The organism is Microbacterium halotolerans (assembly GCF_003569805.1).
GTDB lineage: Bacteria > Actinomycetota > Actinomycetes > Actinomycetales > Microbacteriaceae > Microbacterium > Microbacterium halotolerans.
Map to the genome: position 1 here is coordinate 1,846,136 of NZ_KZ984051.1, position 16,904 is coordinate 1,863,039.

The 16,904-nt window shown below is 65.3% G+C and carries 15 protein-coding genes; 8 read left to right on the forward strand and 7 right to left on the reverse strand.

All coding sequences use genetic code 11. The annotated features are described in order from the left end of the window. The first annotated feature begins 119 nt into the window (after positions 1 to 119). Entirely contained in the window at positions 120 to 293 is a 174-nt protein-coding gene (locus DZG09_RS17085; RefSeq protein WP_420845901.1) for a FitA-like ribbon-helix-helix domain-containing protein, read from the forward strand. Here the strand turns inward: DZG09_RS17085 and DZG09_RS08545 are convergent. Further along, a complete protein-coding gene (locus DZG09_RS08545; protein WP_240423782.1) occupies positions 281 to 1,315 on the reverse strand; it encodes an alpha/beta hydrolase family protein in 1,035 nt (344 codons plus the stop codon). The two genes, DZG09_RS17085 and DZG09_RS08545, sit on opposite strands and share 13 nt — an antisense overlap. 30 nt (positions 1,316 to 1,345) lie before the next feature. On the opposite strand from DZG09_RS08545, the gene DZG09_RS08550 reads away from it, so the two are divergent. Both DZG09_RS08550 and DZG09_RS08555 read left to right on the forward strand, forming a co-directional pair. Next, entirely contained in the window at positions 1,346 to 1,936 is a 591-nt protein-coding gene (locus tag DZG09_RS08550; RefSeq protein WP_119697162.1) for a GNAT family N-acetyltransferase, read from the forward strand. Beyond that, a complete protein-coding gene (locus DZG09_RS08555; RefSeq protein ID WP_119697163.1) occupies positions 1,933 to 2,733 on the forward strand; it encodes a PaaX family transcriptional regulator in 801 nt (266 codons plus the stop codon). The genes DZG09_RS08550 and DZG09_RS08555 overlap by 4 nt, the downstream gene beginning before the upstream one ends. 49 nt (positions 2,734 to 2,782) lie before the next feature. On the opposite strand, the gene DZG09_RS16995 is transcribed toward DZG09_RS08555, so the two are convergent. After that, positions 2,783 to 2,914, reverse strand: coding sequence for a hypothetical protein (locus DZG09_RS16995; protein ID WP_276116145.1), 132 nt, complete (start codon positions 2,912 to 2,914; stop codon positions 2,783 to 2,785). A gap of 100 nt (positions 2,915 to 3,014) precedes the next feature. Here DZG09_RS16995 and DZG09_RS08560 point away from each other — a divergent pair, with 100 nt between their 5' ends. Beyond that, complete coding sequence (locus DZG09_RS08560; RefSeq protein WP_119697164.1) at positions 3,015 to 3,719, forward strand: CPBP family intramembrane glutamic endopeptidase; 705 nt, start codon at positions 3,015 to 3,017, stop codon at positions 3,717 to 3,719. A 103-nt stretch (positions 3,720 to 3,822) separates the two neighbouring features. After that, positions 3,823 to 4,575, forward strand: a complete 753-nt coding sequence (locus DZG09_RS08565) for a helix-turn-helix domain-containing protein (RefSeq protein ID WP_119697165.1) — start codon at positions 3,823 to 3,825, stop codon at positions 4,573 to 4,575. A 322-nt stretch (positions 4,576 to 4,897) separates the two neighbouring features. Here DZG09_RS08565 and DZG09_RS17090 read toward each other — a convergent pair whose 3' ends face one another. The 4 genes from DZG09_RS17090 to DZG09_RS08585 all read right to left on the reverse strand — a co-directional run bounded on the left by DZG09_RS17090 (position 4,898) and on the right by DZG09_RS08585 (position 8,245). Beyond that, on the reverse strand, positions 4,898 to 5,494 hold the full coding sequence (locus DZG09_RS17090) for a copper resistance CopC family protein (RefSeq protein WP_119697166.1): 597 nt from the start codon (positions 5,492 to 5,494) through the stop codon (positions 4,898 to 4,900). Then, a complete protein-coding gene (locus DZG09_RS08575) occupies positions 5,382 to 6,350 on the reverse strand; it encodes a cytochrome c oxidase assembly protein (protein WP_119697167.1) in 969 nt (322 codons plus the stop codon). The genes DZG09_RS17090 and DZG09_RS08575 overlap by 113 nt, the downstream gene beginning before the upstream one ends. A gap of 464 nt (positions 6,351 to 6,814) precedes the next feature. Further along, entirely contained in the window at positions 6,815 to 7,255 is a 441-nt protein-coding gene (locus DZG09_RS16760; RefSeq protein ID WP_205529102.1) for a hypothetical protein, read from the reverse strand. A gap of 132 nt (positions 7,256 to 7,387) precedes the next feature. After that, entirely contained in the window at positions 7,388 to 8,245 is an 858-nt protein-coding gene (locus tag DZG09_RS08585) for an alpha/beta fold hydrolase (protein ID WP_119697169.1), read from the reverse strand. Here DZG09_RS08585 and DZG09_RS17095 point away from each other — a divergent pair. From DZG09_RS17095 to DZG09_RS08605, 3 genes are all read left to right on the forward strand, one after another. After that, on the forward strand, positions 8,211 to 8,690 hold the full coding sequence (locus DZG09_RS17095; protein WP_420845902.1) for a MerR family transcriptional regulator: 480 nt from the start codon (positions 8,211 to 8,213) through the stop codon (positions 8,688 to 8,690). The genes DZG09_RS08585 and DZG09_RS17095 overlap by 35 nt on opposite strands. A 259-nt stretch (positions 8,691 to 8,949) precedes the next feature. Beyond that, positions 8,950 to 9,303, forward strand: coding sequence for a DUF1801 domain-containing protein (locus tag DZG09_RS08595; protein WP_119697171.1), 354 nt, complete (start codon positions 8,950 to 8,952; stop codon positions 9,301 to 9,303). A gap of 335 nt (positions 9,304 to 9,638) precedes the next feature. Beyond that, positions 9,639 to 10,046 carry a RidA family protein gene (locus tag DZG09_RS08605; protein ID WP_119697173.1) on the forward strand — a complete coding sequence of 136 codons (408 nt, stop codon included), beginning with the start codon at positions 9,639 to 9,641 and terminating at the stop codon, positions 10,044 to 10,046. Between the two features lie 353 nt (positions 10,047 to 10,399). Here the strand turns inward: DZG09_RS08605 and DZG09_RS08610 are convergent, their stop codons facing one another. Then, on the reverse strand, positions 10,400 to 16,678 hold the full coding sequence (locus DZG09_RS08610; RefSeq protein WP_162893238.1) for a DUF7507 domain-containing protein: 6,279 nt from the start codon (positions 16,676 to 16,678) through the stop codon (positions 10,400 to 10,402). Between the last annotated feature and the right edge of the window lie 226 nt (positions 16,679 to 16,904).

Genomic DNA, 16,904 nt, shown 5'->3' on the forward strand with positions numbered 1-16,904 from the left:
TCCGCAGCCGTCTGGCTGACGTGACAGCCCTGCTTGCGGAAACGCAGTCGGATGGAGATCCAATCTGATGGCGCCACCATGGTCGATAGCAGAAGCGGCGGTCGTCGACGTCATCCCTCATCGTTCGCGGCCTCGACGACGCCGTGAGGCAGCAGCTCGCCACGCAGGCGAAGGAGCGCAGCCGTTCCTTGGAGGCAGAGGCCCGCGAAATCCTGACCAAGGCCGCGCGGCGACCTCGCGGCACGGGTGGCGTCTTCTGGGGAGCTGCAACCAGGGGCCGCTACGCCGCCTGATCGAGAAATGCCGTATACGCGTCGATGACTCCCGGAGCGAAGACGGCGCGAGGCCAGAAGACCGCGGTCAGGTAGCCGACGACGCCGTTGCCGTCGACGAGCGGCCTTGCCATGGAGTGCACCGCGTCGACGTGTTCGACGGTCAGATGCGTCCCGAAGATGCTCCGATAGACCGTCTCCGTCTCTCTCATGTCGACGTTGCGGTCGTGCTCGCCCGCCAGGAGCAGGACCGGGATCTCGCGCAGGGCAGCATCCTGCAGATCAGCCGTCGCATCGACCGTGAAGTTGCGAGCGGCGAACGCCCACCGGTCGGGTGTCATCGGCGTCTCCCCGGGGGACGCGGCGAGGTGCTCGTCAAGGTATTCCTCGTACGACGCATTCCGTGCGAGGAGTTCGCGAAGGGCATCGCTCCGGGCGATCGCCAGTGCGCGTTCAGCATCCGTCGCGTCCTCGTGTTCCAGATCGGCGAGCAGGTTGTAGCGCCCCTGCGAGAGCCAGTTGATCGCCGTTCCCACGGCCACGACGCCGTCGATGTCCTCTCGTGCGGCCACGATCTTCGGGACCACCCAGCCGGCTTGACTCGCTCCCCACAGCACGACCCGCTCCGTCGGGACACCGGGCTGGGTCAAGGACCAGTCGATCGCGGCAGAGACTTCTGCGGCACGATCATCCATCGTCTGATCCAGCCAGTTGCCCGTCGAGCCGCCCACGCCCGGTTTACTCCACGAGAGCGTCGCGTAGCCGGCAGCGGCGGCCCCCTCGAACCAAGGTGAGTACAGTCCGCCCTGCGTCGCATCGACCGCGCCGTCGCCGTGGACCATGACGACCAGTCCGAGAGCGCTGCGGTCCTGCGGGGTCGTGAGCACGCCCTCAAGATGTCCCTCGTCGACGGGAATCTGCACCGCTCTCTGAGCGAACCGGTAGTCGTTTCCTGCCGCGGCGACCCCGAACGCGGTCACGAGCAGCGTGCCGACGGCACCGGTGAGTATCAGCACCCACTTTGAAACTTTCTTTCTTTGCACGTTCGTAGAGTACATGATAGTTATGGATGCATGGAGAAACTCCAGATCTCTGTCGGGTTCACCGAACAGGAGCGAGATCGCGTCGGGTTGCTGTACTGGGAGGCCTTCCGCGACAAGCTGCGCCCGGCATTCACCGACGACGAGACGGGCCTCCGCGTGGTGCGCTCCTCGATGCGCGCGGATCGCATTCTCGTCGCGCGCATCGAAGGAGAAGTGGCGGGCGTCTGCGGGTTCCATGAGCGGGGGGTCGGCGCCGTCGACCTGTCGTGGTCGTCACTGCGCACGCATGTCTCGGCATGGCGCGCCGTCCGCGCCGTTGTCGTGCTCAGCATCCTCGAGCGAAGTGAGAAGAACGGGCGCCTAGTTCTCGACGGCATCTGCGTCGACGCGACCCGCAGGGGCGCGGGCATCGGGAGTGCGCTGTTGGATGCGGCCGCCGACTACGCGCAGGAGAGCGGCGCCACGGCCGTGCATCTCTCGGTCATCGACCGCAATCCGCGTGCCGCAGCGCTGTACCGCCGACGCGGCTTCGAACCCGTCGGCGGCGGATCTCTCGGCATACTCGGATACCTCTATGGATTCGACCGCTACATCGCTATGGAAAGACCTGTCTCTCGATGACTTCGCGCGTTTCGCCTCGCACCCTGATCGAGGCGCTCCTCCCCTCCGGCCGCGAGACGGGACTGAGTAGCATCTATGACACGGCGAATCGTCTCGGCATCCAAGACCAACCGCTTCGTCTTGCGCTGCGTCGCCTCATCGCCACCGGCGAGATCACGCAGCGCGGGCGTGGACGCGCCGGAACGATCCGCCTCACTGAGGCCGGACGAGAGCGGCTCGAGCGCGACCGTCTCGGCCTGCATCTCGCCTTCGCGCAGGATGCCGGCTACGCGCCGTGGAAGGGAACGTGGCATCTCCTCTCCGTCAGCGCACCCGAGAGCGAACGTTCGGTGAGAGACAGCTTCCGACGCGTCGTGCTCGAGCTCGGTGCAGTTCCTGTTTCCACGGGCCTCTACCTCACGCCGCACGATCTCTCGCAGTTCGTGCCCTCCGGCGCCGCCCCCTACCTCCTGACGGCCACTGCGAGCACTCTGAGCCTGCACGGGCTCAACGACCCGCGCGCCATCGCCGAGTCGCTCTGGCCAGCGGAGCCGACAGTCCTGGCCTACCGCGAGCTCGCGGCGGCGATGAGAGAAGAGAGCGGTCCCGCTGATCCCCTCCTGCGGCAGCTGTTCCTTGCCGAAGCGCTTGACCAGGCGCTGCGCGACGATCCGCTCCTCCCACCGGAACTGCGGCCCGCGCACTGGCCGCCCGCAGAGGTCCGGCGTGAATGGTTGAGGAGATGGCAGGAGGCTGCATCCTCCGCTCCGGAGCTTCAGGTGTACGAGGGATGGCTGACCGCGGCACCGGATGCCTGACTGCCCCGGTTCCGGCACGCGGAAGACGGGGCGCGCTCCGTCCGCGCCCTCATCGCTCGACCGTGTGAGATGCGCCAGTGGTTCGTCGATCCCCGGTCTCCTCATCGACTTCGTCGGTGTTGTCGCTGGTGTCGGCGACGGCGTGACCGACGTGCAGACTGTCACCGTTCAGTGTGGTCACCAGACGGCCACGAAGGAAGCAACGGGTCGACGCTTGACTGTGTTCTAGGAACAGGGTGTGTGCTGTCAGAAGAGAAGGTCGAACGAAGACGGGAGAAGCTATGACCGAGGAACTGATTGACCAGTCACCCACCAAACCCGCTGCTCCCGGCTGGCCAGAGATGCTGGCGGGGGGCGTCGCATACGGCGTATCGTTCCTGCTGGTGGCAGCGCTGCTGCCACTCGTGACGGACCCTGTCGTCGCTGGAAATGTGGGACTCCTCGTCTCGGGCGCCATGGGGCTGTTCGCTCTCGCGGTCGCCGTGCTGATCCGGATTCGGGGGCTTGCGGCGTTCGGCTTCCGGCGCGCCAGGCCTCGCCATCTGATCGTCGGCGCGGTGCTCGGCGTAGCTGCGTATCTGTTAGGCACGATCGTGGCGGTCATCTACGCGTTGACAACCGGCGAGATCGAGAACGTTCAGGGCAGCTATCAATCGGCTGCCGCTGGCGGGTGGTGGTCGCTCACGCTTTCACTCGTCGCCGGGGCGGTCCTCACCCCTCTGGGTGAGGAGAGCTTCTTCCGTGGCGTCATCGCGAACGGGCTCCTTGCCAAGTACGGCGCGTGGGTCGGGGTGCTCGTGAGTGCGGCCATCTTCGCCGTGGCTCACGGTATCAACCCGATCATGTCGGTCGCCTTCGTCGTCGGCATCTTCACGGCTTTGCTGTTCCGGTGGTCGGGCTCGGTCTGGCCGGGCATCGTGCTGCATGGGGTCAACAACGCGACCGCGTTGCTCGTCCCGCTCGTCATCGGTCTCAGCGCGGCGTGACAGCGACGCCGGGCGTCCAGTTCGGAAGCAAGGCTGCGTCCGCGGCGTTGAATTGAGAGCGGAGGAACCGTGCGCATCTCCCCGTGCGCGGGAAGGGAGCATCATGGCGTGGAGTACCCGTGAGCTTGCGGAGCTTGCGGACACGACGGTGAACACTATCCGCCACTACCACCGACTCGGCCTGCTGGAGCTGCCGAGGCGCCGCTACAACGGCTACAAGCAGTATGAGGTGCGGCACCTGGTGAGCCTCCTGCGCATTCGGCGTCTCGCCGATCTCGGTGTGCCGCTGGCGCAGATCGGCGCGGTGAGCGCCGGCGACGACAACACACCGGAGGCCCTGCGCAGAATCGATGAAGAGCTTCGAGCACGCGTCGAGCGACTGGAGCAGGCCCGGGCTGACATCGCCGCAATCCTTCGCGACGACGCCCCGGCGGACGCCCCGGCGGGGTTCGCTGCTGTGGCATCTCGGCTCTCGGAGGCTGACAGCTCTATCATCCACATCTACGCGCAGCTGTACGACAAGGACGCACTTGCAGACCTGCGGAAGATGGTGGAGACGGATTCGGACGCGGTCAGCGCTGAGTTCGACGCGCTCCCTGCCGACGCCGACGAGAACTCGAAGCAACATCTCGTCGAGAGACTGGCGCCCATACTGACTCAGAATTTCCTGGACTACCCATGGTTGGGCAATCCGGTTCCGCATCTGTCGAGGAGTGAACACGTGACGGAACAGACGTTCATCGATGCCGTCGTGGAGTTGTACACAGAGGCGCAGCTGGAGGTTCTCGCGCGTGCGAGCGTCCTCGCGAAAGAGCGAGCGCAAGCCATTCGGGAAGCGCAGACATCCGGGGAGTGACAACGTCGCTTGACCATGTTCTGAGAACACGGCCTGGGCTGGGGGAGTCGAATGAGGGTGTGTCTGAAGAAAAGGCTCTCAGCTTGAACCGGTGACGGCTGCGCTTCTGGCCCGGATCATCCTCGGTGAGTCTCTCGGTATTGCACAACCGATTGCGATCGGCCTGATCGTCGTCGCTTCGTTGGGTGTGGACTGGCGTCCCGAGACCGAGGGAGGTGCTGCGGTTGGCAGCGACACTGCCCCGCGCATCAGGAGCAGCCGCCCGAAGAAGACGATCAGGATGTGCCGACTCGCCAGGGGCAGCCGCAGCTTCCTCGGCGGCTCAGGAGCTGCGACGATCACTGTACGTTGCGGCGAGCCTCTCGTCATCGGTTCCCGGCTCTGCGTCGAAGGTCTTCCGCTCCCAGTGGCCATATTCTTCGGAGATCGGGTGGCCACCGCTCGAGTCGGACGACCATGCGACGGTGCACGTCCCGGGCTGCCCGAGCGCAACGGGAGTCGTCACGACGTCCCATTCGATCGTCGAGCATGAGGTCTCGTGGAAGAGCCCATCTGGTCCTTGAATCTGCGTGTGACTGCTGCGATCGAACTCGATGAGTTCGTCACCGCACGTCAGCGTGACTTCATTCACAGCTGGGCCGGTGCAACCCGTCGCGGGATCCGCTTCGACGAGATCATCGTGCGCCGCGGAAGCATGAGCCGGAATGATCGCCGACAGCGCGACTGCGACGAGAACGTTGAACGCCAGGGACTGTGTCGAGTCATAGGAACGGAGACTTTCACAGAGGCGGGAGCTGTCGAATCGGTCAGTTCCGGCCGTGGTCCTCGTTCCGGAGCGACTCAGGGCCGCGGCCGGGATGGGCGCGAGCCTGGAGCGCGGCGAGGTGAGCGTTGTACGCGTCGAGTTCGGGGTCGCCATGCGCGTCCGCTTGGCGATCCGCGGCCCGCGCAGCGGCCGTGTCGGCACGGAACCAGCGGTGCATGATGTAAAGAAGCATCAGCAGAGTGGGGCCTTCTCCGTATGACCAGGCCAAGCCGCCGGCGAGCCCCTGGTCGGACAGCGGATCCATGCCCAGCGCGCTGGTCGACGCGGAGAAATGCTCGACCATGAGCGATGGGCTCATCATCATGAACACGCCGAAGAAGGCGTGCAGCGCCGCTTCCGCGAACAAGTCGAGCGCGCGCATCCCGTATCCCATCCGGGCTGGGACGGGATCGTCGGTGAGGGCGGGGATGGTGAACAGCATCCCCGCGACGAGGAAGCCGGTCTGCAGGAGCAGCCTCCCGCCCGGGATCGCGAGGATCGGATCGAGAAAGTCGGCGAGATAGAGCCCGTAGAACGCCAACAGGTACAGCGGAAGCGCGACGACCGGCGAGAGGGTCCAGCGCGCCCATCTGGAACGGAGGGCTCCGAGCGCGATGCGGAGTGCAACACCTGGCATGCCCGAGTGGGGCGTGGCGCGCAGCAGGAGACGACCGGGGGAGCCCAGAACGAGGAGCGGCGGGACGATCATCATCAGCGTCAGCTGCTGAAACATGAACACCGACAGAATCTGACCGGCGTACCTCTCCACACCGAGGCCCGTCGCCCCTGCGAGGACAGTGCACCCCGCGACGAACGCCGCTGTTCTCCCGATCGGCCACGGCCTGCGCTGGCGCATCAACCGGATCACTCCCCATCCGTAGAGTGCGCAGAGCACCGCTGCGGCCAACGGGAGCGCCGAGAGCAGCTCGGGTCCGATCGAAAGGTACTCCGCGAGGCGCGGCGGCGTCATGCGGTCACCTGCGACTTCTTCGTCGGCACTGCGGGCGCTCGGCCTGGACGAGAATCTCCGTGAGGAGGAAGATCAGCGCCAGAATCGTGACGACTGACCGCACGATGAGGATCCCACCTTTGACGGATCAGTTCCAGAGCGACGACCAGAGCTGCGGTGGCGATCACCCCAGGAACGAACGCATTGTGTTGGAAGGCGGCGCTGTCGCCGAACATTGAGCTCTCCATTCTGAGAGGAACGCATCGTGGGCGTCGAACTACGGGCAGAAGGAGGGCGCCCCACCGAGAGTGAGGACGACATCGGCAGTATCACCGACGAGTAGGCCGTCGCCGTCGAGGAAGCCCATGTGGATCCGTCGTAGTCGTTGCTCGGGCACGATGGTCTTCTTCTCGCGGCCAACAGGGAAGCCATACATGGACGCAGCTCAGGACTCCTCACATCCTTCGAGGAACGCGTCAGCCGACTCAGATCCGCAGGATCGTCCCGTCGGACGGTGTCAGGGAGGTGACAGGTCTCTGTGCCGTCGAGGGGCCGCAGGCTGCGGCGAGATTGCGCAGGCTCGCGACCGGAGTGTCTCGAAACGCCGGAAGGGGTGTGTCGAGAGGAAGGAGATTCTCGGCAGCGGAGGTGAACGCTGGGCAGGTGTCCGCGACCTGGTCGCGAGGCGACGCCGGTGTCGAGTCCCCGGCCGCGATGACGTATGCGACGTCGGCCGTCTCCGAACTGCTCATCGACAGTGTCACCGGTGATGCCTCGGTGGCGGTCGATCCCACGCCTTCGAGGTGCGTAGACAGCGACACTCCCAAAAGGACGAGGAGCATCAGCATCATCGTGGAAATGATCGTTGTTCTCACTGCCACCCCAGTCGGCTGCGGCTCGAGTGGGCGAGTCGGCCGCAGCAGCATCTTCCTCAGACTACCGGCTACGTGGAGACCTCCTGTACGTCGTCGGCGTGGGGAGATGAGTGAGCACGAGGATCGGCATTTCGAAGGGCGGGTCAGTCTCTCGGTGATCATCGATGACCAGTTGCGAGCCATTCATCTCCCCGAATTGATCTCGAGCCAGCGCAGGACGTCCTGGCTGAGTGCATCGGTCGCTTCGATGGGTACCAGGTGTCCGGTTGCTGGGAACCGGACCACGTCAACGGGCGCGGGGAGGGCGGCGGCGAGTTCGGAGGCCTGACCGATAGGAATCCATGGGTCGGATTCGCCCCAGCCGATGCGCGTGGGGCAGCGCACTCCCGCAAGACGATCGACGATCGGTCGTGTGTCCCCCGAGCTCAACTGAGCGATCTGGCGGTAGAACGCGTGCTGGCCCTCTGGTGAGCACCAGGGGCGGGCGAGCTCGTCAACCGACGTGCTGTCGAGAAGACGATGGGCCGCCCCCACGATGTATTCGCGGACAAGAGCTGTGTGAAGGTTCGAAGGCAATGCGGCGAAGGCTTCTTCGTGTTCGGCCACGAGCCGGAAGAAAGGGGAGCCCCACGGATCAAGTGTGACGATGTCGAGGAGATAGAGGCACGCGAACTCACAGCCCTCGAGCAGGTGCGCGCCCAGAGCGACTGCGCCTCCGATGTCGTGAGCCACGACGCTCGGTCGGTCGAGCTGCCAGTGATCGATCACTGCCGCGAGACGCTTGCGCTGCTGAACGAGATCAACCGGTGGGTCTTCTTGAGCGATCGATGATCCGTAGCCGGGCATGTCCCACAGGAAGACTCGGTGCTGGCACGCAAGCATCTGAGCCACAGGCATCCACATTGCTGCGGACCATGGCGTCCCATGGCACAGCACGACGTTGTTCGCAGAGCTCTGGTCGTCGGGGCTGAGGCGGTAGGTGGCGATCTCGGACCCATCGACGTCGATGCGGGTGGGGCTCGGGAGGGAGGGAACGGTCACGCACCCGACGTTAGAACTTCAGGTCGACCTGAAGTCAACCTGCAATGATGGAAGCGTGCGAATCGGTGAGGCAGCGGCAAGGCTCGGTGTCGCGACCCACGTGTTGCGACATTGGGAGGACGAACGTGTCGTCATTCCGCTGCGGAGCTCTTCAGGACACCGCGATTACGCGGAGGAGCACCTTCAGCGACTGCGTATCGTCAAGTCCTGTCAGAGGCTGGGGCTGAGCCTGCCGGAGATTCGCCAGATTCTTCACCGTGATGAGCCGGGGCGCGTCGCCGTGATCGATCGCAGGGTGGGGGAGATACGGCGGCTGCGTGCAGAACTGGACATGGCCGAAAGGTTCCTCGGACATGTCCGCGAATGTCGGCACGACTTCATCACACGATGCACAGAATGCTCAGCCTATGCAGGGACGAGAGGCGAAATCGGCTCTGACGCCTGAACGACTTCAGCGACGTCTTCGAGCTCGCCCCTGGCAGTCTGGGCGGTGCGCATGAGCCCCGTCATATGGACGCAATCCATGAGCAACAGGTACTCTGTGTGCGGTGGTTTGCGCCACCTATAGCACTTCCACGTGAGGACCACGTGAATCATTGCGGAGAGACCCGAGCAGCTCAGGACATGTCCGGATGGGGTGCGGCGCACAGGTGCGCCGACTTCAGAATGCCGATGCTCGACATCGGCTGACGAAAGGACATGACATGTCGAGTAAGGACGAGAAGAACCTCACCCAGGTGATCGACAAGATCGCGAAGATGGACGAGCCGCGACGTTCGGTGGTGAGGCGTGTGCACGACGTCATCGTGGCTGCGGCACCTACGCTGAAGCCGCGGATCTGGTACGGCATGCCCGCGTACGCGGTCTCGGCGAGCACGCCGGCGCTGGTGACGCTGCGCAATGATGAGCGTTTGAACCTCGCGCTCACCGAGAAGGTCGATTTTCGGCCCGCTGGCGGTGCGGATGGTGCTCTGATGCCGGCGGCGTGGTACTTCGAGACCGTGGATGAGGTCACAGAGAAACGCATCGTCGAGATCATCCGCTCGGTCGCTTCCTAGGCACCGGGCACCACGGCTCTCCCCGACGGCGACGGATCGCAACCTTGTCATCGGGGAGAGTCGGGTGGTGTTTCGTGAGTGGAAAGTTGACCCGTGTCAGGTCGGAAAGTGAGAAATACAGTTTCCAGTATGGAAACTGGCAATGAAGGTGTCCCGCCGACGCCGGAACAGGCGCTCGCCGCTCTCGCCGACACAGAGCATGTCCGAGCATCCGTGCGCTGTGGTCCTCTCGCACAGCCGAGGGCGAAAAGAAGGTTGTTCCGTGCCAGAACATCGTGGAGCTCCGGCTCAACGTGCGGAGCCGGGCAGCCGCGCTGATTTCATATACTGACGACATGCCGAGTTCAGTGCAGCTGATCCGTTCCGACAAGCTCTCCGATGTCGCTGAGTATGCCTATGCGGCTACCGCACCGAAGGACGCCCGGATGATCTTCCTGGCAGGGTCCTGCCCGTTGGACGAGAACGGTGCGACGCTCGCGGTCGGTGACTATGCCGGGCAGGCGGCGGCGTGCGTGGAGACCATGAAGGAAGCGCTCGCCGCTGCGGGTGCGCGGATCGATGACGTCATCAGTACGCGCGTGCTCGTGGCGTCGTCGACACAGGCGGATCTCGTGGCGGCATGGGAGATCGTGCGTGACGCGTTCGGATCCCACGACGTGCCGAGCACGCTGATGGGTGTGACTGTCCTCGGGTATGACGACCAACTGGTGGAGATCGAGGCCGTCGCCGCGGTGGTGGACTGAAGCAGCAGACGAGGCTGCTCGGTGCCGGAACGGGGTCGAGTACCGTGTCGGCGTATCGCAGGGCTCCGGGCACGGCTCGGCAGGGGGCGGGGCGTGAGCGGCAATCAGCTCCGCGTGAGTCGTGTGCGGGGTGAGATGCTTGATAGTTGTGCCTGAACGCCAGCGACATCAGGTCTCGGATGCCCGGCGATCAGGCTGGAGCCCGAGAAGTCGCGGCCGACGGCTCCTGAGACTGGCTGCTGAGGGCTGCTCGTAGGGGACTGGAGCAGCCCTCAGGGTCTGTTCTCCCGGAGGCGAGCACCTCCAAGGAACCAGGGCCCGCTCCGACGAATCGAAGCGGGCCCTGGTCCTACTCAGCCGAGAAGCGCGACATCGGCGGTCTCTGTCGCCCGTCTGCGGCGGAGGTGGAGGAATGTGCCTCCGGCAACCAGGAGCAGAAGACCCGTCCCCAGCACCCCGAGGCCGATCATTCCACCGGTGATCGCGAGCGGCGGGGGAACTTCCTCCGGCCACTCCGGGACAGCGCAGGCAGCCGACTCGTCGGTCAGATCGTTGTGATCGAGACCGGCGGTGTTCGCGAACCCGCCGCGGTTGCCGCTGCCTGGCTCCGGGCACACGAGGGTGGTCGCATCGGCGGCGTCGGTGTCGAGGCGAGTCTCGACGACCACGCGGTACGTGTGCACCGCTCCGGCAGAGAGGGCGACGTCCGTGGCGACGACATTCTCGTCCTCACCCTGTTCGCCGAGCCCGGTCCACGTCGCCGCGGGAGTGATGCCGGTCGGAGCCGTGGTCACCTCTGCGGAGAGCACCTCGATGCCTGCGCCGTAGCGGAGCTGGTCGGTGAGTGTGTACTCGCCGGCTGCTGCTCCGTCGTTGTCCACCGTGATCGTGTAGTTGACGGTCCAGCGTCCGTTGGAGCCCTTGACCGGGTCGCCGTCCATGGTCTTCACGATGTCGATGGACGGGACGTTCGCGCAGTCGGTGTCGACGATGGTGCCGCCGGTCTCGTCGGTCAGGGTGGCCGCGTTGTTCAGCCCCTGCTCGATGAGGTTGCCGCCCGCGGGAACTGTGCAGGCCGGCGATGCCGTCCCGTCGTCCCCGATGTCGCCGGAGTCGAACGACAACGGAACATCCGCGATCACCGTCACCCGGTAGACGTGCGGCATGTAGCCCTCGTCGTCCAGACCGATGATGTTCACGTCGGTCGCGATGCGCTGGTCGACGTCTCCGTCGAACCCGTCGTTCGTCACGATCCCCTCGGGGCCGACGACGGCCACCGCGTCCACTCCAATCTGCGGCGCGAACAGGAGTTCGTCGTCCAGGTCGTAGGCGGTCGCCTCGTCACCGGTGTTGCCGACGGTGAGATCGTAGACGACCTCCCACTGACCGTCGCCGACCGGCATGGCCGAGACGATGGCCTTGTCGAGCGTGGGCTCGCCGGGGACCACGCACTCATTGTCCGTATCCTCCAGACCGTTCCAGTCGACGGTCGCCGTGTTGTTCAACGTACCCGGCCGCGCGTCACCACCGGGAGTGGTGCAGACGTCACGGTCCGGAACATCGATTCCGGCCAGGTTCACCGCGTACCGCACGGTCACCGTGTAGGTGTGCACCACCGGCGCACCCTCTGCACCCGCGATCGCTTGCCCGGTGACGATCCGGACGTCCTGGAGACCGTCGAAGTCGGCGTTGAGCTCCTCTGCGTCCGGTGCGTCGGACGTGACGTCCTCGATACCGACGACCGTCACACCCTCACCCGGTGCGAGCTCGTCGTCGAGGTCGTAGTCCCCGGCGCCGGCACCACTGTTCGTGACCGTGATCTCGTAGGTCGCGTCGTAGAAACCGTCCTCACCATCGACCGGAGTCACCGCGCCCGAGAGAGACTTGGTGGTCTTGATCAGCGGCGTCGTCACGCACGCGATGTCCGTCTGGTCCTCGCCGTTGTGGACGAGGCCGGCCGTGTTCGCGAAGCCGCCTGGTTCGTTCGAACCGGGCTCCGGGCAGACCAGGTCGGCCGGGGTGACGACATCCTGATCCATAGAGGCGACGACCACCACCCGGAAGACATGCGTCTCATCCGCGTCGAGAGGCTGATCCGTGACGATGACGTTCTCTGCGGCACCCGCAGCGCCCTGGCCGGTCCAGTCGGAGCTCGGCTCCACACCGTCCGGCGCGTCGATGATCTCTGCCGACTCGACGTCGATTCCGGCGCCGTACCGAAGCCGGTCGCTGAGGTCGTAGTCGCCGGTCGACTGCCCGATGTTGCTCGCCGTCACGTCGTACTCGATCGTCCACGTGCCGTCACCGTTGGCGATGGGGCTGCCATCGGAGAGCACCTTGTCGAACTCGATCAGCGGCAGAGTCGGACATGCCCTGTCCTGGCCGACGATGCCATTGCTGGTCAGCGTGGTCGAGTTGCTCAGGCCACCAGGCTCGCCGCTGCCGGGAGACGCGCACTGCAGCTCGCCCGGATCGATCGTGGCCTCGTCCATCTGGACCGTGACCTCGACCTGGTACGTGTGCGACTCACCGATCTCAACGGTGACGCCCGCGGCGATCAGGTTCTCCGGGTCGGAGTCCGCAGCCCCGCGCCCAGTCCAGTCCGCGTTGACGTCGATGCCGTCCAGCGACCGGACCTCATGATCGACGATCTCGATCCCCTCGCCGAAGCTCAGACGATCGGTCACGTCGTAGTCAGCGGCCGCGCCGCCGGCGTGCGTGGCGACGATATCGTAGACGACCGTCCAGGTGCCGTCCCCGTTCGGGGTCGGACCGGCCGAGACGCTCTTGTCCACGCTGACCACACCGACCGTGACACAGGCCTCATCGTCGGCCGTGAGGTCGTTGTGCCGGATCTCCGCCGTGTTCGACAGTCCCTGGCCCTCGGCCGGAATCTCGGAGCACTCGGTGATCACCGGGGCACCCTCCGTGCCTTCGGCGAGACCGATCACGACCTCGACCTGATAGGTGTGCGTGGCGCCCGCGTCGAGCGTCACACCGGTCGCGATCACATTCTCAGGCGCATCGACGGCACCGCGACCCGTCCAGGTGGCGGACGGGGTCACGCCCGCCGGCGCTGTCGTGATGGCACCGGACACGACCTCCAGGTCGCCAGAGGCGGTCATCCGGTCCACGATGTCGTAGTCACCCTGCACGCCACCGGTGTTGGTCGCGATCAGGTCATACGTCACGGTCCAGGTGCCGTCGCCGTTGGCGGTCGGACCGGACGCGACGGACTTGTCGATGTCGATCTCCGGCGGAGTGGCACATGCCTGGTCCGGCTCGACCTCCCCGTCCGACTTCGTCAGCTCGGAGGTGTTGTTGAACGCAGTGTCGGTGTCCTCCCCCTCGCCAACGCACTCGGTCGCCGGCAGGTCGCCTGCACCGTCTTCGAACTGCAGCGGCACATCGGCCACCACCGTCAGCAGATACGTGTGCGGGGCGTAGCCGTCATCGTCGTTGCCGAGCAGTGCGACGTCGGTTGCGACATCCAGGTTCCCCTGGCCGTCCCATGCGGGGTCGGCGAGCGTCACGCCGTCGGGCGCGTCGGTCACCTCAGCGGAGACGATGTCGACCTGGTCTGTGAAGTGCAGCTCGTCCGCCAGCGAGTACGACGTCGACGCCGTCGACGTGTTCGTCACCTCGAGTGCGTACACGATCTCCCACTGACCGCCGCCGATCGGCGACGCCGAGACGATCTCCTTGGTGTGCGTCGCGTCGCCGTCGATCTCGACGCCCGCCGGGTCGCAGTTGATCGTCGGCGCGACACCGGAATCCTCCGGGATGTCGGCAGCCGCGCAGGCGGTGTTCACGACACCGTCCCCGATGCTGTCGTCAGCGATGATCTCGTATTCATGCACCTCGCTGTCGCCCGGAGCAAGCTCGTCGATCTCGAAAGCGCCCAGTTCGGGCTGCTGATCATCCGAGATCTCGATGCCCGTGAGTGCGCCCTGTCCGGTGTTCTCCACGACGACTCGGTAGCGGATCGTGTCGTCGACCGCGAACGTCGGATAGTCCTCGACCGTGTTCGCGTCGCGCCACTCACCATCCGCGTCCTGTACGTACTTCTTCAACGACGCGGAGTAGAAGTTCGCGATCGTGATCGGCGCAGACGTCCGCATCACAAGCTCCGTGTGACCATCGCGCGCCTGTGCTCGGTTGACGAGTGTGTCGCCACCCTCGACGCCATCGGTCGCGACGTTCACGGTGAACTGCTGCGTGGCGCCCGGGGCGAGCTCGCCACCGATCACCCGCACAGCCGTGGCGTCCGGCGTGAACGTGGTCGACCAGCCGACGGTGTTCCCGTCAACCGTTCCGGCCTCACCGTTGGACGCGTCGGCCGGGTCATCCGAAAGTGTGGCCGGATCTGCCGTCGTGTAGTACACCGTCGCGCCCGCAGCCGCATCGATGCCCGTCAGCGTGTAGTCACCCGAGAACTCAGTACCACGCTCATCCCCGATGAAGGGAAGGATGTCGATCGTGTCCGTGTACGCCTGCGCAAGCGGATCGAACGAGCGCAACGTCACCGTCCAGGCCCCTTCACCCACGCCGTCGCCAGTGAGGTTCGGGATGAACGGGGTGTCCGCGGACTTCCCGATCGTGGTGTAGCCCGCCGAGGAGACGGTCACCTGCGCAGTGGCCGATCGGCTCTGCCCGGCGTACGTTGCGGTTGCTGTGTTCGTGAGCACCTCCCCAGGCGTCACGGAGTCATCAGCGACAGCCTGATAGCTCAGCGGGACCTGCGTGTTCGTCGGAACGTCATCCAACGTCCACGTGAGCACCTGCCGGCCCTCATCGTCCGTCGTGACGACCGGCGCCGGCGTTGCGGAACCCGCGACATACGTCATGCCTGCGGGGAGCGTGTCCACGAGCGTGTATCCATCGACAGTCTCGGGTACGCCACCCTCACCGTTTGCGGAGTAGAGCAGCGTGAAGGTCGCCGGCTCACCCGGCCGAAGTGCCGCTCGGTCCGAACTCTTCGACACGTTCGGCGTCGCAGACACGACGCGCAGAACATCACGGTACGCCGAGGTGTAGGGATAGCGCGCGTCCGGAATATCTGTCACCCGAGAGGAGCCGTACAGAGGCTGCAGCGAGTCGACGATTGCGGCGCCGAACGTCCAGACGTCCGTCCCGGGAGGCACATCTTCGTTGATCGTGAAGTACGGAGTGAGTCGTTCTCGAGCAACCGAGACCTGGGTTTCCGAGAAAGGGTACACGGTACGAACGGCGCGAACCGTCGAGAGGTCAGCGGGCGGAGTGCTGACCCATCCGTTGCCACCCGTGAGGGATACACCACCGGTCGTGCAGCGGAAGGTGTTGGGGTCGTAGGCGTCCGACGCCGGATCCACCAGTGCATCGTCGCCGACATAGTACTGAAGTGAGCTCGCGGGAACGGAATCGTGCAGTTCGGCGCGTGTAAAGGTCACATATCGCGTGTCGAGCACCTGGCAGAATCCGAAAAGCGAGTCGGGGTCGTATCCCGCGTAGCGGGGACCCTGGGTGTCGATGCTCCCCACAGCACGGACCTCCGTGCCAGGGGAAACCCGGTAGCTGTCGTCCCATACCGTTCCGCCGTCACCGGTATAGGCGCGCTGATAGCCGTTGCTGTGTCCTCCGGGAAAGGTGATCGCCTTGCTCGACGTGTTGTTCTCGTCGTCGTCCACAGAGATCGCGCCCGATCCCGGGGCGGTGTACGTCGGAGCATCGGTCGTCAGAGTCGTCCCCGTGTTGGTCGTCGTCTCGACGCGGAAACTCACCTGTCCGCTGGCGATCGCGCTCGCATCGACGCGCAGGGGGCGGCCAGCTGAATCCAGGCTGGGCACCTGTGCCAACGAGTAGTCGATCCCCGTGAGCGTCAGCGTGAACTGGCCAGGAGTCCCTGTCGGGGTGAGGGTGCACGAGCCGACGAACGGCGCCACCTGGTCAGCCGGGTTGTCGCCGCCGGACCACGGGTGCGCCGCGGCCGCGTACTGCGTGAACTGACCGCAGCCGGCCCCGGGAGTCACGGATACAGCTGACCCGTTCGTGGCGCTGAAATCCACCGTGTAGCTGACGGTGTCCGGACCAGCCTCGGAGCCGTCCCGGAGGAAGAGCGTCCACTGGAAGTCGACGTCGACATACCCTTCGGAGAACTGCAGAGCGCCCGTGGGCGTCCCCCACAGCATGTCCATGCCGAACTCGTTCTCGATCACGAGTGCGGGGAGATCGGCGGTCTGACCGTCGATCGTTCCGGAAGCCGTGAGTTCCGACCTCGTCTCGCCGTCCGCGCGTACGGCGGTCTGAATGACGTGAGCGGATCCTTGATCCTGGGTGCCGATGTTGCAGACCAGAGTGCGTCCATCGTCGGAGATCGAAGACTCCGGGGTGCCACCGGTGATACACGAGTCCGGAAGCGAGGCGAAGACTCCGTTCTCCAGAGTGAGGGTGAAGTTCACGTCGTCGACGGGTTCGTTCGAGGGCGCCTCGGCATCGTCGTTGACGTTTACACGCCATTCCGCGGTGACGACGTCACCGCTCGCGAGAGTGGTCGGAGTGTCATCCGCCCAGCGCGCCGTGATCTCGTACACAGGTGCGGCCATCGCGGGCGTGGCGACGAAGACGGTGGCGAACGCAACGAAGAGCGCTGTCACCCCCGACAGTATGCTGCGGAATCCCCGACGCGATCGCGTCGGTGAAAGTGAGCGGCTCATAGAACTCCCCGAGTCTGTGAAGTAGTGCGCTGCATAAACCACTGGCATCGACCGCGAGTTCGATCGGAGCTCCGTGCGGCGACTCCATTTTGGAGACAGCCGAGACTTAGTAAATTGCCAGGAACACTCACACGCCACTCATAGGGAAGGAAACTACCCCTCATCC

Coding starts and splice junctions, on each gene's coding strand:
- DZG09_RS08560 (WP_119697164.1), top strand. CDS start 3,015: ATGACCGAGGAACTGATTGACCAGTCACCCACCAAACCCGCTGCTCCC.
- DZG09_RS08595 (WP_119697171.1), top strand. CDS start 8,950: ATGTCGAGTAAGGACGAGAAGAACCTCACCCAGGTGATCGACAAGATC.
- DZG09_RS08555 (WP_119697163.1), top strand. CDS start 1,933: ATGACTTCGCGCGTTTCGCCTCGCACCCTGATCGAGGCGCTCCTCCCC.
- DZG09_RS08550 (WP_119697162.1), top strand. CDS start 1,346: ATGGAGAAACTCCAGATCTCTGTCGGGTTCACCGAACAGGAGCGAGAT.
- DZG09_RS08605 (WP_119697173.1), top strand. CDS start 9,639: ATGCCGAGTTCAGTGCAGCTGATCCGTTCCGACAAGCTCTCCGATGTC.
- DZG09_RS16760 (WP_205529102.1), bottom strand. CDS start 7,255: ATGCTGCTGCGGCCGACTCGCCCACTCGAGCCGCAGCCGACTGGGGTG.
- DZG09_RS17095 (WP_420845902.1), top strand. CDS start 8,211: ATGCGGGTGGGGCTCGGGAGGGAGGGAACGGTCACGCACCCGACGTTA.
- DZG09_RS08565 (WP_119697165.1), top strand. CDS start 3,823: ATGGCGTGGAGTACCCGTGAGCTTGCGGAGCTTGCGGACACGACGGTG.
- DZG09_RS08575 (WP_119697167.1), bottom strand. CDS start 6,350: ATGACGCCGCCGCGCCTCGCGGAGTACCTTTCGATCGGACCCGAGCTG.
- DZG09_RS17090 (WP_119697166.1), bottom strand. CDS start 5,494: ATGGCGACCCCGAACTCGACGCGTACAACGCTCACCTCGCCGCGCTCC.